This window comes from Arthrobacter sp. Helios, from assembly GCF_023167125.1.
Lineage (GTDB): Bacteria > Actinomycetota > Actinomycetes > Actinomycetales > Micrococcaceae > Arthrobacter_B > Arthrobacter_B luteolus.
Genome location: NZ_CP095402.1, coordinates 3,416,445 through 3,442,148, shown reverse-complemented (window position 1 = coordinate 3,442,148; position 25,704 = coordinate 3,416,445). Strand labels below are relative to the sequence as shown.

The window sequence follows — 25,704 nt, the reverse complement described above, 5'->3', positions numbered from 1 at the left end:
GGCTGCAAAAGCATCGTTCCCGGTCCGGTCCCGCAGCCGGGAGAGCTGTCCATTGACGCCCGGAGAACGACGCTGCTAGGTTCGCAGGTACTTTTCCGCGCCGCCGAAGGAGCCAGCCGTGAGCAGCAGATTCTCATCCCTCGCCCTGGACGCCGTTGACGTCCCCATGCTGGCCGGGTTTTGGACCCGGGCGCTGGATTACCAGGTGGCCGAGGAATTCGATGGCGGGAAGAGCCTGGCACCGCGCAACGGTTTCCTGGGCCCGCCGCTCGACGTTTTCCCTGTCCCCGAACCCAAAACAGCCAAGAACCGGCTGCACCTGGATCTGGTGCCGGACGGCTGCACCCAGGAGGAGGAAGTCGAACGGCTGCTCGCTCTGGGCGCCGTCCTGGTCGACGTCGGCCAGGGACCGGATGTCTCCTGGGTCGTGATGGCGGATCCGGAGGGCAACGAGTTCTGCGTCCTCTCCGGCGACGGCTCCGAGTAGGTCACGGGCTCGAAACGGCGGCAGGACAAGCGAAGGCCCCGCAGCCAAACGGCTGCGGGGCCTTCGCTGGAAAAAACTACTCGCTGATCAGGTCGCGGATCACGATCGTCTGGTCGCGGTCCGGGCCGACGCCGATCGCGGAGAACCGGGTGCCGGACAGCTTTTCCAATGCCAGCACGTAGTTGCGGGCGTTCTCCGGCAGGTCCTCAAGGGTCCGGGCGCCGGTGATGTCCTCGGTCCAGCCGTCGAAGTACTCGAAAACCGGCTTGGCGTGGTGGAAGTCCGTCTGCGTCATCGGCATTTCGTCGAAACGCACGCCGTCGACGTCGTAGGCGACGCAGACCGGGATCTTCTCGATGCCGGTGAGCACGTCCAGCTTGGTCACGAAGTAGTCCGTGAAGCCGTTTACGCGGGAAGCGTGGCGGGCCAGGACGGCGTCGTACCAGCCGCAGCGGCGGGGACGGCCGGTGTTCACACCGAACTCGCCGCCGGTCTTCTGCAGGTACAGGCCCATGTCATCGAAGAGTTCGGTGGGGAACGGGCCGGCGCCGACGCGGGTGGTGTAGGCCTTGATGATGCCCACGGCGCGGTTGATGCGGGTGGGGCCGATGCCGGAGCCCACCGAGGCGCCGCCTGCCGTCGGGTTGGAGGAGGTCACAAACGGGTAGGTGCCGTGGTCCACGTCCAGGAACGTGGCCTGGCCGCCTTCCATTAGGATGACCTTGTCTTCGTCCAGGGCCTTGTTCAACTCGTACACCGAGTCGATGACCATGGGGCGCAGCCGGTCCGCGTAGGAGAGGAAGTACTGCACCATCTCTTCGGGATCCACGTCGCGGCGGTTGTAGACCTTCAGCAGCAGCTGGTTCTTCTGCCGCAGCGAGCCTTCGACCTTCTGCCGCAGGATCGACTCGTCGAAGATGTCCTGCACCCGGATGCCGAGGCGGGCAACCTTGTCGATGTAGGCAGGGCCGATGCCGCGGCCGGTGGTGCCGATGGCACGCTTGCCCAGGAAGCGTTCGGTGACCTTGTCCATTACCTGATGGAACGGGGCAACGAGGTGGGCATTGGCGGAGATCCGCAGCTTCGAGGTATCCGCCCCGCGGGCCTCAAGACCGTCGATTTCGGCGAACAGCGCCTCGAGGTTCACCACGCAGCCGTTGCCGATGACCGGAATCGCGTTGGGGCTCAGGATGCCGGCGGGCAGCAGCTTCAATTCGTACTTTTCACCGCCGACGACGACGGTGTGGCCGGCATTGTTTCCGCCGTTGGGCTTGACGACGTAATCGACGCGGCCGCCGAGAAGGTCGGTGGCCTTACCTTTACCCTCGTCGCCCCACTGGGCGCCGACGATGACAATTGCTGGCATGGGATCCTCCCCCATTAGTTACGCTAGGGAGCCGCGCCAGGCGCTGAACCGCTACCGTGCATGAGAACGCCCCTGCACTCGTGGCGTGGAACACGCTCAAGCTGCGGGGCTCTTACCAGTCAAGTTTAGCCGATCTCCGGCCGGCCCCCTCCGGAAGCGGCCGGCCGGGCGTACGGTTTAAGCCATGGAGCGCTTCCGCGGCTATATCGCCGGGCTGGGCACCGCCTCCGGAACCCGCCTGGTAGTGGGCCACTGGCCGGATTCCCCGTTCGGCCCGTTCACCGATGTCATGGTGGAGAACCGGTTCGGTTCCCGCCTGCTGCTGGCCCCTGACGAAAACACGGCCCGGTACGTTTCCTCCACCTATTCCTTTGATGCGGTGGACGTTGTGCCGGTCAGCGCACGGTTGAACGGTGCAACGCTGGCGGTCGACGGCGGTCCGCTGCGGCTGCGTGCCGAGTTGGGACGGGTGACGGTCCTGGGCCATGTCCTGCAGACGGTGCCGGCGCCGCTGGCTGTGCATCCTTCCTGGCTGCGCGCAGTGAATCCGCTGGCCGGGCTGATCGTGCGCGGGGTACGGACCGCGGGAACCACCGGGGACCGGCTGGAATATTACGGTGTGCGTTCCATCCGCCGTATCGCGGCGGCGGAATGCTCCTGGAACGGGCAGGACCTGGGACCACTGGCACCGGTCAGCCCGCCGGTGCGGTTCGGGTTCTCCTCGGTGCCGTCCCGGCCGCAGATCCTTGCAGTCACCACCACCATCACCGCCCGCGAGGCGGCACGAGACGAAGTGAGCGGGCCATGGCGAACCGTTTTCACCCGCATACCGAATCCGTCTGGTCTTACCCGCGCCCGCCCCGGATCGAACCCAGCGATGAATCGTTAGAAGTCTGGCTGGGCGGGACCCTGCTGGCGCAGTCGTCGTCGGCGCTGCGGGTGCTGGAAACCAGCCATCCTCCGGTCTACTATCTGCCGCTGGAGGACTTCGTCTCCGGCGCCCTGCACCCGGTGCCGGGCCGCACCTTCTGCGAGTTCAAGGGTGCTGCTTCCTATTACGACGTCGTCGCAGGCGGCCACCGTGCCGCGCGGGCGGCCTGGGCCTATCCACACCCGGCACCCGGCTACGAGGAGCTGGCCGATACGGCCGCCCTGTACCCCGGGCTGATGGACTCCGTGCGGGTGGACGGCGAGGAGGTGCAGCCCCAGGACGGCGACTTTTACGGCGGCTGGATTACCAGCCGGGTGACCGGCCCGTTCAAGGGCCCGCCTGGCACCTGGGGCTGGTAACCGCCCCGCCGGGCACCTGGTCCTGGTCCTGGTTAGGGGCTATAGCAGCAGAATGACGGCAGTGCACGCGGCGGCTGAATAACATCTGGTTTATAAGGATTAGAGTTTTGACCTCCCCAGCCGCCCTTAGCGCCCGCCGTCTATTGACTTAATGACCTCATTGTTTCCGCCATTAAGGTCCGGGAAAAACAAAAATGGTAACACCGCGGGACTGTGGCGAGAAGACCAGAATGCGTATCACAACGGAAGCTGCTTGAGGCCGGTTTATTCCAACACGAACCCTTGCTTTCATTAGTCTTTCCGGGTTTTCATCATGACATCGCGAGTCTTTCCCCTGTGCGACCCACGCCTGTCGAGCTGTACCGGAAAAGGAGCACCATGACTTTGGCAACGCAAACACACCGCAGCAGCGGAAGGGACACGGACCAACGGGCAGCGACCTTGACTTTTCTCACCACTCAGCTCCCGAACCAGGCCGCCACTGACCGGGCGTGCACCTTGATCCTCACCCCCCTGGTTGCGCAGGCCCGCACGTGGAATTCCCAGCGCTGGTATTTTTCACGGCGGCCCGTCAAGGGCGGCATTTTGCTTGAAACCCGGTTCTCCGGCGCGGCGGACTCGGGGCGGCGGATTACTTCTTTCCTTGCCGCCCTGCGGCAGCAGTCAGAGGAAGAGCTGGGTCTTTTGCCCACGGAGGTGAGCACCCGCAGGCACACCTCCGCCGTCTCCAGCCCGGACAGCGGCAGTGAAGATTCCCTGCAGCTGTACCGGCTGGGCGGTGAGCAGGGGCTCAATCTGGCGGAGGAACTGTTCGAGCTGTCCTCTGACCTGACACTGTGGGCGGTCTCCAGGTTTGCCACCGCACAGACCCGCCGCGCGCTGCTGGCCCTGCTGATGTACGACGCGGCCGACGCGATGATGCGCGGCCCCCGTTCCGCAGCATGGGCGGACCGGCGCCGCGTCTCCTGGGATTTCTTCTGGGATGCCCATCTGGACACCACGCTGGGCCGGATTGGCCGGTCAGGGGGCCACAGCAACCGGAGCTTCCACCGCCAGGTTTCGACCCTCCTGCACCGTGAGCACGCCGTGATGCGCGCCGCGGCGGCCGAACAATCGGTACACAACTGGCGCCGGAAATGGCTGCGCGGAGTCGACAACTACCTCTACCGCGCAGACAAGGCCGGGGTCAGCCGCTGCGCCCAGCAACTGACACTCCACCAGATTCATGAAATGGCAGCCCGCTTCGGCATGGATGCGCAGTCCGAATCCCAGGCCGGCATACAGTCCAGGCATTGGAAAGCACCCCAAGAGGACTGAGATTAATGAGCGCCATTCACTTTTCCGGATTAACTCCGCAGAGAACCCTGACTATCCTGTGCCAGAAAGGCCATGCGCTTTCCTGCAAATAATCCCCGGAACATAAAAGAAATCCAAGGAGCCCAAAGGCTCCTTGGATTTCTTTTATCAGTAATTCCAGTTATGCGGCTTCAATGGCCGCCTTGGCGGCCGGATCGGAGCTGTCCAGGAACTTCTCGATCCGGTCCACCTCTTCAGCTTCATTGATCGCGGCGGCCGCGCGGCCCAGGGCGTAGAGCGACCGAAGGAAACCGCGGTTCGGCTCGTGCTCCCACGGGATGGGCCCGGTGCCGCGCCAGCCGGCCCGGCGCAGGGCGTCCAGGCCTCGGTGGTAGCCCACCCGTGCGTAGGCATAGGACTCCACCGGCTGGCCCTCGGCGTAGGCATCGTCGGCCAGCAGGGCCCAGACCAGGGAGGACGTGGGGAACTTAGCTGCCAGGTCCACGGGCTCGTCACCGGCCTCGAGGCGGGCGAGGACGTCCGTTTCCTCGGGCAGATAAGTGGGCTCGGGGCCGAGCAGGTTCTTGCGGAATTCGTCTGACATTAGAGGTGCTTTCCTGCCGATCCAAGGGACTGTGCTGCTTCGACCACGCGGGCGGCCATGCCCTTCTCGGCAGAGGCCCCCCAGACGCGGGGGTCGTACTGCTTCTTGTTGCCAACCTCGCCGTCGACCTTCAGCACGCCGTCGTAGTAACGGAACATGTGGTCCGCCACCGGACGCGTGTAGGCGTACTGGGTGTCGGTGTCGATGTTCATCTTCACCACGCCGTAGGACACGGCGTCGGCGATCTCCTGGGCGGAGGAGCCGGAACCGCCGTGGAAGACCAGGTCGAACGGGGTTTCCTTGCCGATCGAAGCGCCGACTGCGGTCTGGATTTCCTGCAGGATTTCCGGGCGCAGTTTCACGCCGCCGGGCTTGTACACGCCGTGCACGTTGCCGAAGGTCAGCGCGGTGAGGTAGCGGCCCTTGCTGCCGTCGCCGAGGGCCTGGATGGTGGCCATGCCGTCTTCGACGGTGGTGTAGAGCTTCTCGTTGATCTCGTTCTCCACGCCGTCCTCTTCACCGCCGACGGTGCCGATTTCGACTTCGAGGATGATCTTGGCGGCCGCGGTACGGGCCAGCAGGTCCTGGGCGATCTTGAGGTTTTCATCCAGTGTTTCGGCGGAACCGTCCCACATGTGCGAGTTGAACACGGGATCCTCGCCGCGCTTCACCCGCTCCTCGGAGGCTGCCAGCAGCGGGAGCACAAACTCCTCCAGCTTGTCCTTGGGGCAGTGGTCGGTGTGCAGCGCGATGTTCACGTCGTAGCTCTTGGCCACTTCGCGGGCGTAGGCGGCGAAGGCCAGCGAACCGGTGACCATGTTCTTGACCGAGGCTCCGGACCAGTAGGCCGAGCCTCCGGTGGAGACCTGGACGATGCCGTCGGAGCCCGCTTCGGCGAAGCCGGCAAGCGCGGCGTTCAGCGTCTGCGAGGAGGTGACGTTGACAGCCGGGTATGCGAATCCCCCCGCCTTGGCCCGGTCGATCATCTCTGCGTAGATCTCGGGGGTTGCAATAGGCATGCTGACTCCTTAGCGAAGTTGAGAAAATGCGGCAGGGACGGGCCCTCTTTGGCTCCTCCCATCCTAGCCACAAGTGCCCCGGGAGCATCAGGGTGGTTAAACTCCTTCGCCGGGGCTCAGGAGACTTTCTGCCCGAAAACGTGCCGGCGCACCCAGCCGTGCATCGCGATGGCCGCCGCCGCGGAGGCGTTCATGGACCGGGTGGAGCCAAACTGCGCGATCGAGAGGGTGGCTTCAGCGGCTTCGTGGACTTCCGGCGTCAGGCCCGGACCTTCCTGGCCGAAGACCAGGACGGCGTTGCGCGGCAGGTCGTAGGTTTCCAGCGGAACGGAGTCCGGGAAGTTATCGATCCCGATGATCGCCAGCCCCTCCGAGCGGGCCCACTCGGTGAAGTCCTCCACCGTGGGGTGGTGGCGCACGTGCTGGTAGCGGTCGGTGACCATGGCTCCGCGTCGGTTCCACCGGCGTCGTCCGATGATGTGCACTTCCTTGGCCATAAATGCGTTGGCCGTGCGCACCACGGAACCGATGTTGAGGTCGTGCTGCCAGTTTTCGATGGCGACGTGGAATTCGTGCCGCTTCGTATCCAGGTCCGCAACGATCGCGTCGTGCTTCCAGTAGCGGTATTCATCCACCACGTTCCGGCGGTCGCCGGCGGCCAGCAGCTCAGGGTCCCAGTGCTCCCCCTCGGGCCAGGGCCCTTCCCACGGTCCGACGCCGACCACGTGGACTGCGGAGTCCGCCGGTCCGGGCTCGGGAACGTCAATTGTTTCGGGGCTCTCTATCACCCTTCCAGCCTAAGGTGAAAGACTGGACCTTCCCGCATCCGCGCGGGGCGGAGACTGTGCGCCCCGGCGTTCCGCGGGACGAGCCGGCATTGAACGCAGGAAGAGGGAACCGTGGGCGAAAACGAGAACATCGAGTGCTGGCTGACCGACATGGACGGAGTGCTGGTCCACGAGAACCAGCCGATCCCCGGGGCCTCGGAACTGATCAACCGCTGGGTGGACACCTCCAAGCGGTTCCTGGTGCTGACCAACAACTCGATCTACACACCGCGGGACCTGGCCGCCCGGCTGCATGCCTCCGGTCTGGAAGTCCCGGAGGAGAACCTCTGGACCTCGGCCCTGGCCACCGCGGAGTTCCTCAAGGACCAGCTCAAGAACTCCTCCTCCCCGGGCCGCGCCTTCGTGATCGGCGAGGCGGGACTCACGACGGCGCTGCATGAGGCCGGCCTGATCCTCACCGACACGAACCCGGACTATGTGGTCCTGGGCGAGACCCGGACCTACTCCTTCGGCACGATCACCAAGGCCATCCGGCTGATCCTGGACGGTGCCCGGTTCATCGCGACCAACCCGGATGTCACCGGTCCCTCCGCGGAGGGTCCCATCCCGGCGACGGGCGCGATTGCGGCGCTGATCACCGCGGCCACCGACCGCGTCCCCTACATTGTGGGCAAGCCGAATCCGATGATGTTCCGCTCTGCCATGAACAAGATCGACGCGCACTCGGAAACCACCGGCATGATCGGTGACCGGATGGACACTGACATCATCGCCGGGATCGAGGCTGGCCTGACCACGGTGCTGGTGCTCTCCGGGATCACCCAGCGGGAAGACATCAGCCGCTACCCGTTCCGCCCGTCACAGGTGCTGAACTCCGTGGCGGACCTGATCAACACGGTTTAGTTCCCGGTTCCGGCGCGGAGGCTAGAACGGTGTTTTAGTGCCTCCGCCGCCGGTGGCCGGGAGCGGCGCGTAGGTGTCCAGGATGTCCTGGACCACCTGTTGGTAGATGACCGGATTCCACTGCGGGCTGGCGTGGGCCGGCCGTGCGCCGTCGGTCACCAGGCCGTTGGAAACCATGTTCTGCGGGAACAGTTCGGTCCAGCGCTGCCGGGCGGTGTAGTAGTTCACCGTGGTGTCATCCGGGTTGCCGAGATACGCGAGCTCGGCCTTCCCGAGGGCACCGGCAAAGGTGGCTGCGTTGTAGTGGTAAATGTAGGACGATTCCGATTGGATCAGGGTGCTCGACGGCGCCAGCGGTGAGAGCTGCTCCAGCGTCTGGTCCGCGATGGTGCTCCAGCTGCGTTCGTCCTTGTGCAGGATCCGCTCGCGGAGCTCGTAGCCGCCGCGCAGTGCGCTGGGGATCCGCGCGCCGGCTTCGTAGAGGAAAACCACGCCCTGGATCATGGCCGCATCCAGCACGTCGAACCGGCCGGACGGGCTGGAGTCCAGCAGGATGATTTCCACCTGCACGCCGCGGGCCAGCAGCCGGGCGGCGATTTCCACAGCGAGCATCCCACCGAAGCTGTGGCCGTAGAAATAAACCCGGTTGATCCGGCGGGTGCGGATGAACCGAAAGACCTCCGCCTCCACGGTATCCACGTCCAGGCCCTTGTTGGAGTAGCCGACGGCGGCCATCTGCCCCCGGCTCGCCAGGGCTGGGCGCAGCGAATTGAGGATCCAGACGGCTTCTTCCCAGCTGGTTTTGTACCCGGGGAAGAGGAACCACATGGACCGCGGGAAGCGGGCGGCCGCCTCGTCGTCGCGCACCGGCAGGATTTCCAGTTCCTCGCGGCCCTCCTGGATGAGCCGGGTAACAAACAGGTCCGTGGCCAGCGTCAGGCCTGCGGCGGCTCCCACCAGGAACCGCCGCCGGGAGTAGCGTCCCAGGTCCGACGCCGAGCGCAGGACCTCTTCTGGGTCATCGGTCATAGGCTCCCGCTGCAGGTGTTGGACCTAGTCGAGTCCGAGTTCATCCTTGCCGAACGCGAACAGGTACGGGACGCCGGCTTCGGCTTCGATCCGTTCCTTGGCGCCGGTATCGCGGTCCACGATGACCGCGACGGCCACCACGTTGCCGCCTGCCTTGCGGACCCCTTCGACGGCGGCGAGCGCGGATCCGCCGGTGGTGGACGTGTCCTCGAGCACCACAACATCCCGGCCGGACACATCCGGGCCTTCAACCTGGCGGCCCATGCCGTAGGACTTCTGCGCCTTGCGGACCACGAACGCGTCAACGGTGCCGCCGTTGCGGGCCGAAGCGTTCATTACGGCAGTGCCCACTGGGTCGGCGCCCATGGTCAGGCCGCCGGCGCTCTGGAAGCTGATGCCGGCGGATTCGATCATGTCCAGCATGACCTCGCCGACCAGCTGGGAGGCTTCGTGCTGCAGCGTGACGCGGCGCAGGTCAATGTAGTAATCGGCTTCCTTGCCGCTGGAGAGGATCACCTTTCCACGTACCACCGCCAGTTCCTTGATTAGTTCCAGGAGGCGGGCACGGGACGCGGCGGTCTGCGGGGAAGTCATGGTCCTAATCCTATCGGAGCACCCTGATCAGGCCGCTGTTGGAACAGCCGTGCCTGACCCGTCCCGCCGCAGTGATTCGCATCACCTGCTGCACCGGCCCTGCTTTGGATAGGCTGAACGCCATGCGCGAACTACAAGCACAAATCATTGCCGAAATGGGTGTGCAGCCCAGCATCGATCCGGAGACGGAGATCCGCCGGCGGGTGGACTTCCTCAAGGACTACATGCTCGCGTCCCACACCGCAGGATTCGTGCTGGGCATCAGCGGCGGCGTGGATTCCACTCTGGCCGGCCGGCTGGCCCAGCTGGCCGTGGAAGAGCTGAACGACGGCGGCACCGACGCCAACTTCATCGCACTCCGCCTGCCCTACCGCGTGCAGCACGATGAAGACGACGCGCAGGCCGCGCTGGACTTCATCCGCCCCAAAACCTCCTGGGTCTACAACATCGGCGACGCCGTGGACGGCTTCGAAAAGGAATACACCGTCATGTCCGGCGAAACCATCAGCGACTTCAACAAGGGCAACATCAAGGCGCGCGTGCGCATGACAGCCCAGTACGCCGTCGGCGGCCAGCACAACCTGCTGGTGATCGGCACCGATCACGGCGCGGAGTCCGTGACCGGGTTCTTCACCAAGTACGGCGACGGCGGCGCGGACATTCTGCCCTTGTTCAGCCTCAACAAGCGCCAGGTCCGCCAGCTGCTCTCCGCTCTGGGCGCCTCGGACACCCTGGTCGGCAAGGTCCCGACGGCGGACCTGCTCGACGGTGTTCCGGGCCAGACAGACGAAACCGAGTTGGGCATCACGTACGACCAGATTGATGACTACCTCGAGGGCCGCGAAGTCTCCGAAGACACCGCGCAGAAGATCGAGAAGCGCTACCTGGCGACCCGCCACAAGCGCACCACGCCCGTTTCGCTGCTTGATTCCTGGTGGAAGTAGGGGCGGGTCTTTCCCTTTCATCGCGGATCCACGGGCGTCGCACGCCGGGTGGCCAGCCGGGCACCCTAGGGTCGCCCGCCGGGCGGCCCGGAACGGCGGCAACGAAACTCCTTTGCTCGCAGAGCTCGCCGGAGTATTAAAGCCGCCTTATCCGGCCCGTCCGGAGGGCTGTTCGGTAGCTTCCCGCGGGACCCGCGGCGGAGCATCGGACGGAGTCCGGAGTGAGGGGCGGGCGTCCTTCGTGATTGTTGCTGCGGCGGCGGATACAGCGGCGAAAAGCCAGATTGATGAGAGAAGTTCCATCCACCAGGGGCCGTGGCCCTGGATACGCCCGAAATAGGCCAGGCTCAAGGCATAAGAGGACGTCAGGAACAGCAGGTAAAAGGCCGCTGCGCCGATCCGCCTCCGCCGAAGCACCCGCCGTGGAACTGGCTGGGAGGGGAAGGCCAGCGCCGGCAGCAGCAGGATGAACCAGACCCAGTGGTGGTACCAGCTGATGGGCGAAATGATCAGCATCACCAGCGCTGCCACCCCCATCGCTGCCAGCTGTTCGGATGCGGCCAAAAGCCTGCGGATGGCGCCATAGCCGCAGAGGACGGCCGCCAAGGACAGGGCTATCCACAGGGCGGTGGCCGCGTGTTCCGGTAATCCGAGGTGCAGCGTGAACGACCGCAGTGTCGCGTTGTACATGTCATCCACGGTGCCGACCCTTGAGGCCGTCCACAGGGCTTCGGTCCAGTAGTAGACGGAACCTTCGGCGCTGATGGTGAAACCAACCGCCACGGAGCCGAAGAAACCCGCCGCCATCCAGAACAGGGCCTTGAAATCGCGCTGGGCCAGGAAGAACAGTCCCAAGGCCAAGGGCGTCAATTTCACGCCGGCCGCTAGACCTGTGAGAAGGCCTCTCGGAAGTCCCATCTTCCGGGCACCCAGCAGATCGGCCAGGAGAATGGCCATCAGTGCCGCGTTGATCTGGCCAAAGGACAGCCCCTCCCGCCATGGGCCGGAAATGCCGACGAGAACCACAACCAGCCCAGGCAGAACCGCAGCCCGCCAATCTGTCCGCCGCTGCAGGAGCCCGGCTATACCCTTCGATCTGGTGATGATCAGGTGCACAACGGCCAGCAGGGACATCAGCAGAATCACCGAATGGATGTGAGCACCCATTTCGGCAGGCATCACGGCGTACGGCAGGAACAGCAGGACCGCGAAGGGAGGATAAGTGAACGGCAGCCACGCATCCCCGGCTATGTTCCATAGCTTCTCGTCATACAGCTGGGCGGATCCGCCGAGCCCCAAAAAAGCCTGCGCCCCTGCCCGGTAGACGTTGAAGTCCAGGCTGTGGACTGAGGCGGCCCACCAGACCAGTGCACACCCAACAGCAACGCTGAGGACCGCCGGAACGCTGCGCAGCAAGGGTGATTTGGAAAGCACCCCCAAAGCCTACGGTCCATCGGAGGCGGGTCAGGGAGGCGCCGCGGCGATTGGACACGCTGCCCGAACCCGCCGTATCTGCGCACTCAGTTCCGTGCGGTCTTCACCCCAGATGCGGTTCCATTCCAAACGGCCCTTTGCCTGCCCCTGGACACACTGCGGACCAGCGCACCAGTCCGGACGGGGAGGATTCGGCGGAAACGACCGGCCAAGTTACCTGACCATGCAAACCTCGGCCCGCGGGTGGGAGGCGGCCTCATCCACCCCGGCAGTCCAACCCACCGGACGGTCCAGGTAAGCAGTCCTGCCCCCCCCCAGACGGTCCGGGTTTACGTAATCCAGCCCGCCGCGACACCTGACCATGCAGACCCGCGGCCCGCGGTCGGAGGCCAGAGTGTCCACCCAATCGGTCCAGCCCGCCGGTCAGGTCAAGCTACGCGGTCAGCCCACCCTGGACGGGCCAAGCAACGCGATCCAGCCCTCCGGACGGGCCGGGTTAGGCGGCTTTAATATTCCGGCGAGCTCTGCGAGCAAGGAATTTCGTTGCCGCCGTTCCGTCCCGCCCGGCGGGCGGACGGACAGGCGGGCGAGCGGACGGGCGGGCGGGCAGTCTGGCCGCCCGGCCCCGGCCAGCCCAAGAGACGCGCGAGCCAGCACCGCAGGACGCCGATGCCCGGATTGGGTAACGTAGCAAGGGTGAAGATTGCTACCTGGAATGTGAACTCCATCCGTGCCCGTGCCGACCGCGTTGAAGCCTGGCTGCAGCGCTCCGACGTCGATGTCCTCGCCATCCAGGAAACGAAGGCGAAAGATGAGAACTTTCCGTGGGACATGTTCGAGTCCAACGGCTATGAAGTTGCGCACTTCGGCCTGAGCCAGTGGAACGGCGTCGCGATTGCGTCCCGGGTGGGGCTCGACGACGTCGAACGCACGTTCCCGGGTCAGCCGCACTTCGGCAAGACCGAGGAAACCACGGCTGCTGAGGCCCGGGCCATCGGTGCCACCTGCGGCGGGGTCCGGATTTGGAGCCTGTATGTTCCCAACGGCCGCGCCGTTGGCGATCCGCACATGCCGTACAAGCTGGAGTGGCTGGAGGTCCTCAAAGACCAGGCGGCTTCCTGGGTGGAAGCTGACCCCAAGCTCAACCTGGCGTTGATGGGCGACTTCAACATCGCTCCCCGGGATGAGGACGTCTGGGACATCGACTGGTTCCGCGCCCAGAACGCCACCCACGTCACCGAGCCGGAGCGCGCTGCCTTCCAGGCTTTCCTGGATGCCGGGTTCCAGGACCTTTCCCGGCCTTACACCGAAGGCCCGGGCGTTTACACCTACTGGGATTACACCCAGCTGCGCTTCCCCAAGCGGGAAGGCATGCGCATCGACTTCGCCCTGGGTTCCCCCGCCCTGGCGGCACGGGTCACCGGCGCGAGCATTGACCGCGAAGAACGCAAGGGCAAAGGCGCCTCTGACCATGCACCCGTGATTGTGGAGCTGGATTAGCCGTGGCCGGGGCATCCGGGGGTACCGCATGGCGCACGTTCCCGTACGTGTCCTACCTCCGCGTCTATGAACCACTGGATGCCTTCGACGACGACCAGCAGCTGAGGATCCTGGACCAGCGCTCCCGGGCCCGGCATGAGACAGAGGTGCTGGAGCGCAGCGATGCGGTCCGCCGCCTGGTCCGGGCCGTATCGGATCCTTTCCCGCATAATTCGACCGATCTGGTCCGCGTGCTGCACCATCCCCGGCCGGACGGAACCACCACCCGCCTCTACTGCCCCAACCAACTGGCAGTGCGGACCTCGTTGGCAGCCGAGTCACTTGGCGAGACGGTCAACGGGCCGCTGGTGGACGTGCTGCTGCCGGAGGTCGCCCGCGAAGCCCATGCTGCCCGCATAGATCCGGATGCCTTCGCCGATTCCCTCGCCAAGCTGCACACCCGCTCGGCCACCTGGGGCGTCCCGTTCGGCTGGTTTGTGCTGATCCATGAGGACGACCAGGCAGAGGTTATTGAGGATGACGGCCGGGTCCTCACCGTCCGGTTGTCCGCACCGATCCTTCAGTGCATCGAACGGGCCCGGCACGCCGCCGCAGCCCTTGCCCTGGCGGCCCCGGAGCTGGACCTGCTGGATGAGCTCACCGACCTGGTGGCCTGGCTGGACGTTTTTTCCCCGGACGCGGTGCTGGAGCTGGACTACGGGCCGGTCGCGGAACTGGTGTATCCGGACGATTCCCCGTCCGACGTGCGGCTGGGCATCGAATCCCTCGCAGAGGGAGACATGACCGGCGCGGCCGCCGCCTACCGCCGGCTGGCCGGCCGCTGGATCCCCATCCGTCAGCTGGCCCGCGCCTCCTAAGTGTCCCGGGCACAGCGTTCGGCCGCGCCAGAGTTCCGGCGCATCAGCGTTCCGTGCCCCAGTGTTCCGGTGGCCCGGCATCCCCAGCACCTTAACGTTCCCGCGCCTCCTAAGCATCCCGGCCCGCCAACGGTCCGGCACCTCAACGGTCCGTCAGGTCACCGGTCCAGCCGCGTCAGCGCACCCGGTCCTCGCGGCCGAGCCGGTAGCGCGGACCTGCCTCCAAGCTGATCAGCACCGTCGAGCTGCGGCCGAGGGCAGCGTCCAGTGCGTCCACCAGGTGTGTGGCGTCTGCGGCGACCAGGTGCGGCGCCGCCCCCTGGCGGGGCGTAATGCGGACCCGCAGCCCCGTTCCGGAGCGCAGAGACCAGGTACTGACCGCAACCGATGTAACGTCCGGGTCCTGCTGCAGCGCCGCCCGCAGTGCCTGCTCAGGCACGGCACCGCTGACCGCGATCCGGCCGGGGGCGCCCTCATCGTCGTACTCTTCCACCAGCGTGTCCACCCGCCCGCGGCCCTGGGCGGAAATCCAGAGGACCAGCAGCACGGCGGTCACGGCCATGGCCAGCGCAAGCAGCGGCCACAGCCAGCTCTGGGACTGGCCGGGCATGGCCGTGTCCTCGAGCATCCGCCCGGCATCAGCCACCAGCGACGGAGCCGTGTCCTGCCACCAGCGGGCCGCCGCGGCGTTGGTGCTGAGCAGCAGCAGGCCCCCGCCGGCCGCCAGCAGCAGCAGGCCGCCCAGCCCCAGCAGGACCCGGTTCAGGGTTCGTGGTGTGCGGTTCACTGGCCGATCGCCCCCATGCTTGAAATCTGGATACTGACGGCAGGCTGCGGCTCCAGGCCGGTCAGCGCCAGTTCGTCCTCCACCGCGGCCCGCACGGCGTCGGCGTTCACCGGAATTCCCGAGGTGGGGCGGATGCGGACCTCAACGCGGGTCCGCCCCACCGTCACCAGGACCTGACCGGCGGTGACCCCGGCGCTGACCCGGCTGCGGCGGGCCAGCGACGCTGCCAGCACTTCGGCTTCAACCACGACGGCGGCGCGCGGGTTGGGGATGGCATAGCGTGCACGGCGTCCCGGGAGGACAGCCATGAGGAAAAACCACAGCCCGGCCAGGAAGATCAGGCCCCCAGCGAGTCCCAGGAAAAGCGGATCGGCGTCCCGGGGCAGGCCGGCGAGCCAGTGCGCGAAGGTCGGCGGATCGATCAGCCATTCCTCCTGGCCCAGGGACTGCAGGACCGATTCCAGCAGGACGTAAAGGCAGAACAGGATGCCGAAGACCGCAGCGATGATCGCAGGAACCGTACGCGCGGCATGGGTTTCACGCCGCACGATCCGCTTGATGGTGCCCTCTGCCGGCGGCGCGGCGGTTGTCGCACTCACCGGACCCGGCTCCCTTCCTGTACCCGGATACCAGTCACGCGGATGTCCACGAGGGAAAGGATAGAACCGGTGAGGTAGGTGATGCGCTGCAGCAGCAGCGGCTTCGCCGCATGGACCCGGTGCCAGACCGAGCCTCCGGTGCGCTCCACCAGCCCCGGGTCTTTCACGACGGCGTCCAGCGGCGGCATGGTGACGGGCAGGGCCAGGGCCAGGGCGAGCAGCCCCTCGTCGTCGCTCCAGGTGACGCGGACCGCTGCAGCGGGGATGCCGAAATGTTCTGCGGCCACTGCCTGCGCCGTGCTGGTCAGTGCCTGCGTGCTGATCCGGTTGTGTCCGGCCAGCTTGGAAGCCGTACGGGTTCCGGCGGGTGCAGTCATAACGGCACTGCTCATGAGGAGGAACGGCGTCCGGTCAGCGCATCCCGCACGCTGCGGAAGTCGACCTTGCCTTCTGCTGCCCGGCCCAGGAAGGCTCCCACTGCTATGAACAGAGCCATCAGCAGGAAGCCCCAGAAGTCGAAAATCAGGGCGGTGAAGGCCAGCACGGCGCCTACGGCCATGCCCACCACGGTCGGTTTCATAATTCCTGCCTTACTTTCGATTCCGCGCGGGGCTGGAGCCACGTTGGGTATTCGGTTAGTGCCATCGCGCCGTTCACGCACGGCTACTCCTGGCCGCCTGCAGCGGGCGGGTGTTTGGCGCCGCGGCTCTCCGTGGCCTCAGGAATGTGCACATCGGCAATGGAGACGTTGACCTCCACCACGTTCAGTCCCACCAGGTTTTCGACCGCCGTATATACGGCCTGCCGGACCTGATCGGCGATCCCGGTCAGCGGTGTGCCGTATTCGGCGACGAGGGTGATGTCCACGGCGGCTTCGGTCTCCCCCACTTCGACATTCACGCCGGCTGTGGCGCTGCTGTCCGAACCGGCGACGGCATCGCGGACCGCCCCAAGCGTCCGCCCGCCGCCGGAGCCCAGGGCGTGGACGCCCGGGACCGCACGCGCAGCAATCGCCGCAACCTTCGCAACGGCCTGTTCGGAGATGGCAGTCCGGCCGCCGGCCGCTTCACCAGGAACAACGGGGGCTGCCGGAGGCATTTCCGCAGCAGGGGAAACGGTACCGGGCACTGCGGCACCCGGGACTGCAGTGGCGGGCGCTGCGCCGGCTACCCGGCCGCTGCTTGGCTCCTGCGGTTTGGGTCCTGGCCCGGGTGGCGGAGTCGATGCGCCGGCCGGACCATTTCCGCTGGCGGGATGGGGACGGCTGGCAGGAGGAGGCCCCGCGGGGTCGCGCTGGCCTGCGGGAGTATGCCGGCCGGGCTGAGCGCCCGGCTGCGGCGGTAACGGTGATGCTGGCTGTGCTCCGGGATCGGCGGGACCGGACCCCGGCGTGTTCTGGGCGTCATCCATAACAGCCAAGCCTAGCCCCTCACCTGCTTCGTTGGGCAGGGAAAGACTCAGCCCATCTGCACCCGCCTGCCTGTCACCTCGGTGGGCTCGATACCCACAAACAGGTTTCGCTCTCCGCCGCCGTAGGGCGCCGCGGCCCGGAGCCCCCACAGTGTGGTGAGCAGGGCTTCGTCCCGGACAGCGTTGGCGCGCCCGCTGACCAGCACAGACCAGCCGGCCATGCGCTCACCGTCGTGGGAATCCACCTGGAAAGAGGTGTTCAGGTCTCCCGGCAGCAGCGCAAGCCCGCTTTGGCTGCTGGTGCGGAAGTAGACGGACTTCCCGTGCACCAGATAGTTCACCGGGAAGACGAGCAGCCTCCCGTCCTGCAGGAAGGCGATGCGCCCGGTGTCCTCGCCGCTCAGCAGCGCCCAGCACTCTGCCTCACTGATCTTTTGGCTTTCGTGGGGACTGACGGACTCCCACTCGAATCTCTCGCTGCTTGGAAACATCTTTGTCCTCCAGGTAGGGGTCGGGCGTCCCAGTGAACCCGGTAAAGGAGGAGTTGAAAAGGGTGCCGGCGCCCGGGGAGCCCGTAACCCGGATTCGGGCAAAAGAAAAACCCCGCACTCACTGAGTGCGGGGTTTTTAGCTGGTGGCTCCGACCGGCGTCGATCCGGTGACCTTTCGATTTTCAGTCGAACGCTCTACCAACTGAGCTACAGAGCCGGGCATCATCGAATCGATGATCACCGAGATCTTCCAAATCGCTTCAGAAAATCTGAGCGACCCTGACGGGACTTGAACCCGCGACCTCCGCCGTGACAGGGCGGCGCGCTAACCAACTGCGCTACAGGGCCTTGCATTTCACGAGTGTCAACTCTACCAGCTTTTCAGCCGGTCATTTACCACTTGCGTGAGTACCCCCAACGGGATTCGAACCCGTGCCGCCGCCGTGAAAGGGCGGTGTCCTAGGCCGCTAGACGATGGGGGCTCAGAACACGCAGCGTTCAATTTGACCAACCCCGAACATCTGTTCGGTGTCAGTCAGATTTCCCGGCTGCGGACCTATAAAACTATAGGGCCTAATTCCCGGATTTCCAAAATCGGCACCCGCACGGCCCTGACCCGGCAGTAACAGCGTCACCCCGAGCCCTCCCCGGAGCCACGCACTAGAGTGGAAACGTGCCGATCGAGATGACTCCCGACGACTTCGAAGCCGCGGTCGACGACGCCCTGAACTCCATTCCCGCCGACCTCGCCAAGGCCATGAACAACGTGGCCGTCTTCATCGAGGACGAATATGTTCCCGGCCCCGGCGAGGACCCGGCCACCGAACTCCTGGGCCTCTATGACGGCACTCCCCTGACCGAACGGGATTCCTGGTGGGGGGCCGGCTCCCTGCCCGACCGCATCGTGATCTTCAGCGGTCCCCTCATGCGGATGTGCGGCACCCGGGAGGAACTGGTGGACGAAATCCGGATTACCGTCATCCATGAAGTGGCCCACCACTTCGGGATCGATGACGCGCGGCTGCACGAACTCGGCTGGGGATAGCCTGTAAGCATGGGGAATCATTCCGGCCACAGCCACGGCCTGCCGCAGGGCACAGCGACTGGTAAGCACCGCCGCAAGCTGCTTGCCGTCTTCCTGATTACCATCTCCGTGGTCTTCATCCAGGCTGCCGGCGCTTTGGTCTCCGGCTCCCTGGCCCTGATGGCCGACGCCGGGCACATGCTTTCCGACGCTGCCGGCGTCTCCATCGCGCTGCTCGCGGCCTGGATCGCGGGACGGCCCGCGACGTCGAAACGGACCTACGGTTATCAGCGGGCCGAGGTCCTGGCCGCGCTGGCCAACTCGCTGCTGCTGATCGTGATCGCCGTCGTCATCTTCACCGAAGCGATCCGGCGGATCGGGGATGCACCGGAAGTGCAGACCGGCATCATGCTTTTCGCGGCGATCATCGGCGGGCTCGCCAACCTGGTGTCGCTGTTCATCCTGCGCAGCGGCCGCAAGGAGAGCCTGAACGTGCGCGGCGCCTACCTGGAGGTCCTTGGGGACCTGCTGGGCTCCGCCGCCGTCGTGGTTTCGGCCCTGGTGATTATGCTTACCGGCTACCAGCAGGCGGATGTCTGGGCATCCTTCCTGATCGCGTTCATGATCCTGCCGCGCGCATGGTCGCTCCTGCGCGAGGTGATCGACGTGCTGCTCGAAGCCACACCGCAGGGTGTGGACGTGGAAATGATCCGCGAGCATATTGTCTCGGTCGAAGGTGTCAGCGACGCCCATGACATCCACATCTGGACGATTACCTCCGGCGTTCCGGTCTTCTCCGCCCACGTGGTGGTGGATGAGGAGTACTTGACGCCGCACGGGATGGACACCATCCTGGACCGGCTGGGCACGTGCCTCTCAAGCCACTTCGACACCGAGCACTGCACCTTCCAGCTCGAGCCCGAGCGGCATGCCGTCCACGAAGGTGAACGGCACGCCTAAGCGCTGGCTCCGGAGGCCGGACTACGGTTACTGCTCCACCATCGGTCCGAACTTCGGACGGTCCGCCAGGCGCGGATCCTCGTGATCGGGCACCACCATGACCGGGCCCTTGGCATGGTGCAGCACGCTCTGGCTGGTGGAGCCCAGCAGCATCCCGGTGAATCCACCGCGGCCCCGGGTACCCAAGACCACCAGTTCGGCCTTCGCCGTGCGTTCAACCATAATTTCCGCGGGCGGGCCGTCCACCAGTTCCACTGACATCTCCAGGTCCGGGAAGTGGCTCTGCAGCCACTCCCGTCCCGCGGTGAGCTGCACCATCAGTTCCTCGTGGAGCGCTTCGACGTCCAAGGGTGCCGGCACCCAGGCAAGGGAGCCGCTGAACGGGGGCAGCGCGCACACAATCCGCAGCGGCAGGCCCATGCTGCGGGCCTGCTCGGCTGCAGCGAGCGAAGCCGCCCGTGCGTGTTCGGAACCGTCCACACCCACCACGACAGCCTGATGCACGTCGTCAGTCACCGGGGAGCCCGCCGGTGCTGCCACGCCGGATTCCGGCAGGCGGCCGGCCGTCCGCAGCGGAACAATGACGGTGGGGCACTTGGCATGGGCCGGCAGCGCACTGGAGACCGAGCCGAGGAGCCGCCCCACGAATCCGCCGCGGCCGCGCGAGCCCACAACCATCAGGTCGGCGTCTTCGGACAGTTCCAGCAGGACGGCCGCAGCGTCTCCGCTCTCGACGCGGGGGATGATTTCCAGGCCGTGCTGGTTGAGCCTGGCCAGGGTTTTCTCCTGGACGGAGCGGGCGCCGTCACGGATGACGGCGTCATCAACGGCCGTGTAGCCGGCATCCATCGAGGATGCGGCGAAGATCGGAACCGTGTAGGCAGTCACCACATGGAGCGGGACATCACGCCGCCGGGCTTCCCGCGCTGCCCAGGTCAGCGCGCAGATACTCTGGTCCGAACCGTCAACGCCGACGACGATCCCGGACCGGGCAGCAGCCGCATTCCACTCTGAATCGGTCATTACCGGCTCCCTTCGGGTACGCGCTCAACCACCATCGGTTGCGCTCCTGAACCCAGCCTACTGCGCGGGGCGGGGGGCTGTGACTTACATCCAACACACGCACGCTCTGTTAAGGGGCCGGTTCCGTGCAGGACTATTATCGGTATGCGGCATGTCCGCTCGCCCCCAGACACCACAACATCTTCAGAGGAAATCCGCCATGCTCAAGCAAGGTTCCAGACTGGACCGGTATTTTGAAATCTCCAAGCGCGGTTCCACGGTAGGGACGGAGATCCGTGGAGGTCTGGCCACCTTCTTTGCCATGAGTTACATCGTGGTGCTGAACCCGTTGATCCTCGGCGGGGAGGACGGCACAGGCCGGTCCCTTGGCGGGCCTGCGGTCGCAGCGGCGACTGCGCTGGTAGCCGGCGTCCTGACCATCATCATGGGCGCCTGGGCCAAGCATCCGTTTGCCATGGCCACCGGGCTCGGCGTCAACGCGTTCGTTGCCGTGACTGTGGCGACCAATGAGAATCTCACCTGGCAGGACGTTATGGGCCTGGTGGTGCTGGCCGGTATCACCATGTTCATCCTGGTGCTCACCGGATTCCGGACAGCTGTGTTCAAGGCGGTGCCCGCGAGCCTGAAAACCGCGATCGTGGTGGGCATCGGCATGTTCATCGCACTGCTCGGCTTCGTGAACGCCGGCTTCGTCCGCCGGATCCCCGACGCCGCCGGGACCACCGTGCCGGTGCAGCTTGGCGACGGCGGTGAACTGCTCGGCTGGCCCACCCTGGTATTCGCTTTTGGTCTGATCCTGACCATTGGACTGATGGCCCGCAAGGCCCGCGGCGCCATTCTGATCGGCATTCTCGCCTCCACCGTGCTCTCCGTGATCATCGAGGCTGTGGCATCTCCCGGAAGCCAGGGCGCAGGCGAGGCAACCGGCTGGTCCCTGGTCACCCCGAGCATGCCTGAGTGGGGCGCCCCGGATCTGTCCCTGATCGGCAACTTCAATCTCTTCGGCTCCTTCGAGAAGCTGGGCATCATCGGTGCTTCCCTGCTTGCGTTCGTCATCCTCCTGAGCATCTTCTTCGATGCGATGGGCACCATGGTCGGCCTGTCCAGCGAGGCCGGAAGTATCGACAAGGACGGCAACATCCCCAACACCGAGAGGGTGCTGCTGGTGGATGCAGCCGGCGCGATCGTCGGCGGCGGCGCGAGCGTCTCCTCCAACCAGCTGTTCGTCGAATCCGGCGCCGGCATCGGCGAAGGCGCCCGCACCGGACTGGCGTCCATTGTCACCGGCCTGCTGTTCATCGCGGCGATGTTCCTGACCCCGCTGATCTACCTGGTGCCGTTTGAGGCCGTGGCCCCCGCCCTCGTCGTCGTGGGTTACCTGATGGTCAGCCAGGTCGGCAAGATCGACTGGTCCGACATCGGGTTTGCGCTCCCGTCCTTCCTGACCATCGCCCTGATGCCCTTCACCTACTCGATCGCCAACGGACTCGGCGCCGGGTTCGTGTCCTATGTGCTGATCCGTGTCTTCCAGGGGCGGGCCAAGGAGATCCACCCGGTGATGTGGGTTGTCGCCGCTGCCTTCGCGGTCTTCTTCTGCGTCGGTCCGATCGAAGCTGCACTGGGCGTGTAGTTCCCCGGCGAACACACCAAAAATGGTGCCCCTGCCGATCCGGCAGGGGCACCATTTTTGGTTAAGGCAGTACTCAGCGCACTGCCGGGACCTCCGCTTCGGTGTCCCGGAGCACCTGGGCGCCGCGGGCAAACGCCCGCACCTTGGAGTCATCCCACAGCTGGGCCGGAACGGCCCCGCCGAGCAGCCTGCGCGGCAGCCCCGGGTCCTCCGCGAAGGGAACATCCGCACCGGCGATGATGATGTTGCCGTAGCGGCGGCCCTTGAGCATGGGCGGATCGGCGATGATGGCGGTGTGGGGGAAGGCGGCGGCGATCGTCGCGGCTTCCCGGCGGGCGGTGCGCAGGTCCGGAGCGTCCCCGCAGTTGACCACGTACAGGCCGGCCGGGCCGAGCACCCGCTTGGCGTGGCCCAGGAATTCGGCCGTGGTCAGCGGCAGCGGAGTTTTGTCTCCCGCGAAGACGTCGCGGATCAGCAGGTCCCTGCTGTCCTCAGTGAGCGACTCCGTGACCTCACGGGCCTCACCGACCCGCAGGCGCATCAGGGGAGCCCGCGGCAGATCGAACCAGCCACGCACCAGCTCCGCGAGCCGGCCGTCCAGTTCCACGACCACCTGCCTGGCGTTCGGGTAAACGTCGGCGAAGTAGCGGGCCATGGAACAGGCGCCGCCGCCCAGATGCAGCGCCCGCAGCTTGGCCTCCGGAGCGAACCGGGACTCCACCAGTGCGGCAATCCAGCGCATGTACTCGAAGTCGAGTTCCCGCGGGTCCGCCAGGTCGATGTGGGAGGAGTGCACGCCGTTGATCTTCAGCAGCCAGCCGGAGGAGGAGAACTGGTCCGGGAGCAGCTCGCACGTGCCGGTATCAATCTCGTACCGGCCGGGCACAGGCCCGGTACCGTCACCGGCAGGTTGTTCCGTGCCGGTGCGGCCGGGACGTTTCCTGCCCATCAGGGACAGGCCGGAGGAAATTGCGCAAAGCTCATGCTTCCAGCTTAGGCGCGGCGGAACCTGCCCAGCGCCTAGGTCACGATCGCCAGGGCGAAGCCGTCCCAGCCCTTGGCACCAACGGTCTGCAGGGCAGTGGATTCCAGCCGGGGGTGTGTACCCATCAGTTCCAGCGCGGCGCGCGTGCCCTGGATGGCTGAATCGCCGCCGGCGTCCAGCACACCGCCGTAGCGGACCACGTTGTCCAGGACAATCACCGTGCCGGGCCGGGAAAGCCGGATAGCCCATTCCAGGTAGGCAGGGTTGTTTTCCTTGTCCGCATCGATGAAAACGAGGTCGAACGGCTCGCTGCCTTCCAGCCCGGGAAGGGTGTCCAGGGCCGCGCCCACCCGGATATCCACCAGATTCCCGACGCCGGCCCGGTCCAGGTTCCTCCGCGCCACCTCCGCGTGCAGGGGCACGTATTCACAGGTCACCATGGAGCCGTCTGCCGGAAGCCCGCGGGCCAGCCAGGACGTGCTGAACCCGCCGAGGGTGCCGATCTCCAGGATCCGGCGGGCACCGGCCAGCCGCGCCAGCAGCATCAGGAACTTGCCCTGGCCCGGACTCACTTCGATCGGCGGAAGGCCCGCGGCAGCGGCGTCCTCCACCGCGGCGACCAGCGCTGCATCGGGATGGACGACGACGCCGGTGAGGTAGGAGTCGACGTCGGCCCACTCGCTGGAGCCGTGCTCCGCCCGGATGCCCCGGTGCTGGCCGGCCATCAGGAGTGCCCGCGGTACTCGTCTTCGGCGTCCAGGACCTGCTCCAGGCGCTCGATCTTGCCGGTCAATTCGCCGGTGTGGCCGGGCCGGATGTCCGCTTTCAGCACCAGCGAGACGCGGCTGCCGTACCGTCCCACCGCCTCGGTGGCGCGGCGGATCACATCCATCACCTCGTCCCACTCACCCTCGATCGTGGTGAACATGGCGTCGGTGCGGTTCGGCAGGCCCGACTGGCGGACGATCTTCACGGCGGCGGCAACGGCGTCGTGCACCGAAGCGTCTGCGGACGGACCGCCGGGACCGGTCTCCGGACCCACGCCGGAGGGAGCAACTGAGAAGGCTACAAGCATGCGCCCAGTCTGCCACCGGTCCGGTCAAACCTGAACCGCTCCGTAGTACCGCGCAACACAGTCCTAGCCTTCCTCGGCCGCTGTCCGCTTGGCGGCCGCTTCCTCCCGCTCCACTGCGGGGTTCAGCCGTGAACGGCGGCGGCTGTACCCGAAGTACACCACAAATCCGAGGAGCAGCCAGCCGGCGAAAAGGATCCACGTTTCCACCGACAGGTTGGTCATCAGGTACAGGCACAGCAGGGTGGACAGCACCGGAAGCACCGGGCCGAACGGTACCCGGAAGTCCGGCCTCAGATCCGGCCGCTTCCGCCGCAGCACCAGCACACCGGCACTGACCACCACGAAGGCCGAGAGCGTTCCGATGTTGATCATTTCCTCGAGGACGTCCACCTGGGTGAATCCGGCCACGAACGCCACGAGCACACCGCAGAGGATCTGCAGGCGGGCCGGGGTGGCGTGCTTGGAACTGGTCCTGGACAGGGCCCGGGGCAGCAGGCCGTCCCGGGACATAGCCAGCACCACCCGGGCCAGCCCCATCAGCAGCACCATAATGACTGTCGTCAGGCCGATCAGCGAGCCGACGGCAATAACCTGCGCGGCGCCCGTGTTGCCGACGAGACTGAACGCCGTCGCCAGGTTGGGAGCCTCCACGGAGGCGAGTTCGGTATACGAAACCATGCCGGTCAGGGCCAGGGAAACCCCGATGTACAGGGCCGTGACCACGGCGAGGCCGGCGAAGATGCCGCGGGGCAGGGTACGTCCCGGATTCTTGACCTCTTCGGCGGACGTCGCGACGACGTCGAACCCGATAAAGGCGAAGAACACGACGGCGGCGCCCGCGAAGACACCCATCAACCCGTACTGGGCGGGGGCGGCACCGGTGAGGAAGGAGAAGAGCGACTGCGCCATGACCCCTTCGGTGCCGGCGGCTTCGGTGGACACGGCATCGGGAATGAACGGGGTGTAGTTGTCGAAGTCGATGTAGAAGAAGCCGGCGACGATGACGAAGAGGACCACACCGATCTTGATCAGCGTGAAGACGTTGCCAACCCGTGCCGAGAGCTTGGTGCCCATGACCAGCAGGACGGTGAAGGCCGCCACGATCAGGAACGGACCCCAGGTCATTTCGATCGGGCCCAGCGAAATGCTGGCCGGGATATCCCAGCCGATCAGGGCGAAGACCTCACTGAGGTAGATGCCCCAGTATTTGGCGATCACCGCCGCCGCGGTGAACAGCTCCAGGATCAGGTTCCAGCCAATGATCCAGGCGACCAGCTCCCCCATCGTGGCGTAACTGAAAACGTAAGCGGAACCAGCCACCGGGATCGCGGTGGCGAACTCGGCGTAGCACATGATCGCCAGTGCGCAGGTGACGGCGGCCAGCACGAAGGAGAGCGTGACGGCCGGGCCGGAGAAGTCGGCCGCGGCTTTGGCACCCACGGAGAAGATGCCGGCACCCACGGCGACGGCGACCCCCATGATCATCAGGTCCCACGTGGTCAGCGATCGTCTGAGCCGGCGGCCTTCCTCATCGGCGTCGGCCAGTGATTTCTCAATGGGCTTGGTGCGGAAAAGGCTCACTCCGGAATCCTTGCTGTGGGGCGCTGGC

The 25,704-nt window shown here is 66.0% G+C and carries 29 protein-coding genes and 3 tRNA genes; 11 read left to right on the top strand and 21 right to left on the bottom strand.

From position 1 onward, the window contains the following. Positions 1-118: 118 nt before the first annotated feature. Positions 119-487, top strand: a complete 369-nt coding sequence (locus tag ArtHe_RS15790) for a VOC family protein (protein WP_248317792.1) — start codon at positions 119-121, stop codon at positions 485-487. A gap of 76 nt (positions 488-563) precedes the next feature. Here ArtHe_RS15790 and ArtHe_RS15785 read toward each other — a convergent pair whose 3' ends face one another. Then, positions 564-1,853: an adenylosuccinate synthase gene (locus ArtHe_RS15785; RefSeq protein WP_066300852.1), complete on the bottom strand. Its 1,290-nt coding sequence runs from the start codon at positions 1,851-1,853 to the stop codon at positions 564-566. Positions 1,854-2,037: 184 nt separating this feature from the next. Here ArtHe_RS15785 and ArtHe_RS15780 point away from each other — a divergent pair, with 184 nt between their 5' ends. The 3 genes from ArtHe_RS15780 to ArtHe_RS15770 all read left to right on the top strand — a co-directional run bounded on the left by ArtHe_RS15780 (position 2,038) and on the right by ArtHe_RS15770 (position 4,460). Continuing rightward, positions 2,038-2,742, top strand: a complete 705-nt coding sequence (locus ArtHe_RS15780; RefSeq protein WP_349238364.1) for a hypothetical protein — start codon at positions 2,038-2,040, stop codon at positions 2,740-2,742. Beyond that, positions 2,658-3,143, top strand: coding sequence for a DUF427 domain-containing protein (locus ArtHe_RS15775; protein ID WP_248317791.1), 486 nt, complete (start codon positions 2,658-2,660; stop codon positions 3,141-3,143). The genes ArtHe_RS15780 and ArtHe_RS15775 overlap by 85 nt, the downstream gene beginning before the upstream one ends. Positions 3,144-3,521: 378 nt before the next feature. Beyond that, on the top strand, positions 3,522-4,460 hold the full coding sequence (locus tag ArtHe_RS15770; RefSeq protein WP_248317790.1) for a lantibiotic dehydratase C-terminal domain-containing protein: 939 nt from the start codon (positions 3,522-3,524) through the stop codon (positions 4,458-4,460). Between the two features lie 160 nt (positions 4,461-4,620). On the opposite strand, the gene ArtHe_RS15765 is transcribed toward ArtHe_RS15770, so the two are convergent. From ArtHe_RS15765 to ArtHe_RS15755, 3 genes are all read right to left on the bottom strand, one after another. Further along, positions 4,621-5,043, bottom strand: a complete 423-nt coding sequence (locus ArtHe_RS15765) for a DUF3151 domain-containing protein (RefSeq protein ID WP_248317789.1) — start codon at positions 5,041-5,043, stop codon at positions 4,621-4,623. Further along, positions 5,043-6,062 (bottom strand): class II fructose-bisphosphate aldolase, encoded by a 1,020-nt coding sequence (gene fbaA, locus ArtHe_RS15760; RefSeq protein WP_248317788.1) that lies wholly within the window; start codon positions 6,060-6,062, stop codon positions 5,043-5,045. Before fbaA ends, ArtHe_RS15765 begins: the two co-directional genes overlap by 1 nt. A 116-nt stretch (positions 6,063-6,178) precedes the next feature. Next, a complete protein-coding gene (locus tag ArtHe_RS15755) occupies positions 6,179-6,829 on the bottom strand; it encodes a TrmH family RNA methyltransferase (protein ID WP_248319828.1) in 651 nt (216 codons plus the stop codon). A 171-nt stretch (positions 6,830-7,000) separates the two neighbouring features. Here ArtHe_RS15755 and ArtHe_RS15750 point away from each other — a divergent pair, with 171 nt between their 5' ends. Beyond that, on the top strand, positions 7,001-7,753 hold the full coding sequence (locus ArtHe_RS15750) for an HAD-IIA family hydrolase (protein WP_083521695.1): 753 nt from the start codon (positions 7,001-7,003) through the stop codon (positions 7,751-7,753). A gap of 21 nt (positions 7,754-7,774) precedes the next feature. Here ArtHe_RS15750 and ArtHe_RS15745 read toward each other — a convergent pair whose 3' ends face one another. Together ArtHe_RS15745 and pyrE are read right to left on the bottom strand one after the other, a co-directional pair. After that, positions 7,775-8,782, bottom strand: coding sequence for an alpha/beta hydrolase (locus ArtHe_RS15745; RefSeq protein ID WP_248317786.1), 1,008 nt, complete (start codon positions 8,780-8,782; stop codon positions 7,775-7,777). Positions 8,783-8,806: 24 nt separating this feature from the next. Beyond that, positions 8,807-9,376: an orotate phosphoribosyltransferase gene (gene pyrE / locus ArtHe_RS15740; RefSeq protein WP_066300831.1), complete on the bottom strand. Its 570-nt coding sequence runs from the start codon at positions 9,374-9,376 to the stop codon at positions 8,807-8,809. A gap of 122 nt (positions 9,377-9,498) precedes the next feature. Between pyrE and nadE the strand changes: the two genes are divergently transcribed. Continuing rightward, on the top strand, positions 9,499-10,320 hold the full coding sequence (nadE, locus tag ArtHe_RS15735) for an ammonia-dependent NAD(+) synthetase (RefSeq protein ID WP_248317784.1): 822 nt from the start codon (positions 9,499-9,501) through the stop codon (positions 10,318-10,320). Between the two features lie 147 nt (positions 10,321-10,467). Here the strand turns inward: nadE and ArtHe_RS15730 are convergent, their stop codons facing one another. Beyond that, positions 10,468-11,754, bottom strand: a complete 1,287-nt coding sequence (locus ArtHe_RS15730; protein WP_248317782.1) for a glycosyltransferase 87 family protein — start codon at positions 11,752-11,754, stop codon at positions 10,468-10,470. 696 nt (positions 11,755-12,450) lie between these two features. On the opposite strand from ArtHe_RS15730, the gene ArtHe_RS15725 reads away from it, so the two are divergent. Together ArtHe_RS15725 and ArtHe_RS15720 are read left to right on the top strand one after the other, a co-directional pair. Then, complete coding sequence (locus ArtHe_RS15725; protein ID WP_248317780.1) at positions 12,451-13,254, top strand: exodeoxyribonuclease III; 804 nt, start codon at positions 12,451-12,453, stop codon at positions 13,252-13,254. A 2-nt stretch (positions 13,255-13,256) separates the two neighbouring features. Continuing rightward, complete coding sequence (locus ArtHe_RS15720) at positions 13,257-14,111, top strand: hypothetical protein (RefSeq protein WP_248317779.1); 855 nt, start codon at positions 13,257-13,259, stop codon at positions 14,109-14,111. A gap of 175 nt (positions 14,112-14,286) precedes the next feature. Here ArtHe_RS15720 and ArtHe_RS15715 read toward each other — a convergent pair whose 3' ends face one another. From ArtHe_RS15715 to ArtHe_RS15675, 9 genes are all read right to left on the bottom strand, one after another. Continuing rightward, entirely contained in the window at positions 14,287-14,898 is a 612-nt protein-coding gene (locus ArtHe_RS15715; protein WP_248317778.1) for a hypothetical protein, read from the bottom strand. Next, positions 14,895-15,497, bottom strand: a complete 603-nt coding sequence (locus ArtHe_RS15710) for a DUF6286 domain-containing protein (protein ID WP_248317777.1) — start codon at positions 15,495-15,497, stop codon at positions 14,895-14,897. The genes ArtHe_RS15715 and ArtHe_RS15710 overlap by 4 nt, the downstream gene beginning before the upstream one ends. Further along, complete coding sequence (locus tag ArtHe_RS15705; RefSeq protein ID WP_066300813.1) at positions 15,494-15,874, bottom strand: hypothetical protein; 381 nt, start codon at positions 15,872-15,874, stop codon at positions 15,494-15,496. Before ArtHe_RS15705 ends, ArtHe_RS15710 begins: the two co-directional genes overlap by 4 nt. 11 nt (positions 15,875-15,885) lie before the next feature. Then, on the bottom strand, positions 15,886-16,077 hold the full coding sequence (locus tag ArtHe_RS15700; RefSeq protein ID WP_066300812.1) for a DUF2273 domain-containing protein: 192 nt from the start codon (positions 16,075-16,077) through the stop codon (positions 15,886-15,888). Between the two features lie 83 nt (positions 16,078-16,160). Continuing rightward, positions 16,161-16,595 (bottom strand): Asp23/Gls24 family envelope stress response protein, encoded by a 435-nt coding sequence (locus ArtHe_RS15695; protein WP_248317775.1) that lies wholly within the window; start codon positions 16,593-16,595, stop codon positions 16,161-16,163. A 359-nt stretch (positions 16,596-16,954) separates the two neighbouring features. Then, positions 16,955-17,398, bottom strand: coding sequence for a pyridoxamine 5'-phosphate oxidase family protein (locus ArtHe_RS15690; protein ID WP_248317773.1), 444 nt, complete (start codon positions 17,396-17,398; stop codon positions 16,955-16,957). 141 nt (positions 17,399-17,539) lie between these two features. Continuing rightward, a tRNA-Phe gene (locus ArtHe_RS15685) sits at positions 17,540-17,615 on the bottom strand. A gap of 57 nt (positions 17,616-17,672) precedes the next feature. Then, positions 17,673-17,746, bottom strand: a tRNA-Asp gene (locus ArtHe_RS15680). A gap of 61 nt (positions 17,747-17,807) precedes the next feature. Further along, positions 17,808-17,880, bottom strand: a tRNA-Glu gene (locus ArtHe_RS15675). 203 nt (positions 17,881-18,083) lie between these two features. Here ArtHe_RS15675 and ArtHe_RS15670 point away from each other — a divergent pair. Beyond that, positions 18,084-18,443, top strand: coding sequence for a metallopeptidase family protein (locus ArtHe_RS15670; protein WP_248319827.1), 360 nt, complete (start codon positions 18,084-18,086; stop codon positions 18,441-18,443). Between the two features lie 9 nt (positions 18,444-18,452). Continuing rightward, positions 18,453-19,382, top strand: coding sequence for a cation diffusion facilitator family transporter (locus ArtHe_RS15665; RefSeq protein WP_248317772.1), 930 nt, complete (start codon positions 18,453-18,455; stop codon positions 19,380-19,382). A 27-nt stretch (positions 19,383-19,409) separates the two neighbouring features. Here the strand turns inward: ArtHe_RS15665 and ArtHe_RS15660 are convergent, their stop codons facing one another. Next, the gene (locus ArtHe_RS15660; protein ID WP_066300804.1) at positions 19,410-20,405 is read right to left on the bottom strand and encodes a universal stress protein; all 996 of its coding nucleotides are present in this window, start codon (positions 20,403-20,405) and stop codon (positions 19,410-19,412) included. A 199-nt stretch (positions 20,406-20,604) separates the two neighbouring features. Between ArtHe_RS15660 and ArtHe_RS15655 the strand changes: the two genes are divergently transcribed. Beyond that, the gene (locus tag ArtHe_RS15655; protein ID WP_248317771.1) at positions 20,605-22,035 is read left to right on the top strand and encodes an NCS2 family permease; all 1,431 of its coding nucleotides are present in this window, start codon (positions 20,605-20,607) and stop codon (positions 22,033-22,035) included. A 73-nt stretch (positions 22,036-22,108) separates the two neighbouring features. On the opposite strand, the gene ArtHe_RS15650 is transcribed toward ArtHe_RS15655, so the two are convergent. From ArtHe_RS15650 to ArtHe_RS15635, 4 genes are all read right to left on the bottom strand, one after another. Further along, a complete protein-coding gene (locus ArtHe_RS15650) occupies positions 22,109-22,984 on the bottom strand; it encodes a fused MFS/spermidine synthase (RefSeq protein ID WP_248317769.1) in 876 nt (291 codons plus the stop codon). Between the two features lie 71 nt (positions 22,985-23,055). Further along, positions 23,056-23,745, bottom strand: a complete 690-nt coding sequence (locus ArtHe_RS15645) for an O-methyltransferase (protein WP_248317768.1) — start codon at positions 23,743-23,745, stop codon at positions 23,056-23,058. After that, a complete protein-coding gene (locus tag ArtHe_RS15640; protein WP_066300796.1) occupies positions 23,745-24,095 on the bottom strand; it encodes a thiamine-binding protein in 351 nt (116 codons plus the stop codon). The genes ArtHe_RS15645 and ArtHe_RS15640 overlap by 1 nt, the downstream gene beginning before the upstream one ends. Positions 24,096-24,158: 63 nt before the next feature. Beyond that, the gene (locus ArtHe_RS15635) at positions 24,159-25,676 is read right to left on the bottom strand and encodes an amino acid permease (RefSeq protein WP_248317767.1); all 1,518 of its coding nucleotides are present in this window, start codon (positions 25,674-25,676) and stop codon (positions 24,159-24,161) included. Between the last annotated feature and the right edge of the window lie 28 nt (positions 25,677-25,704).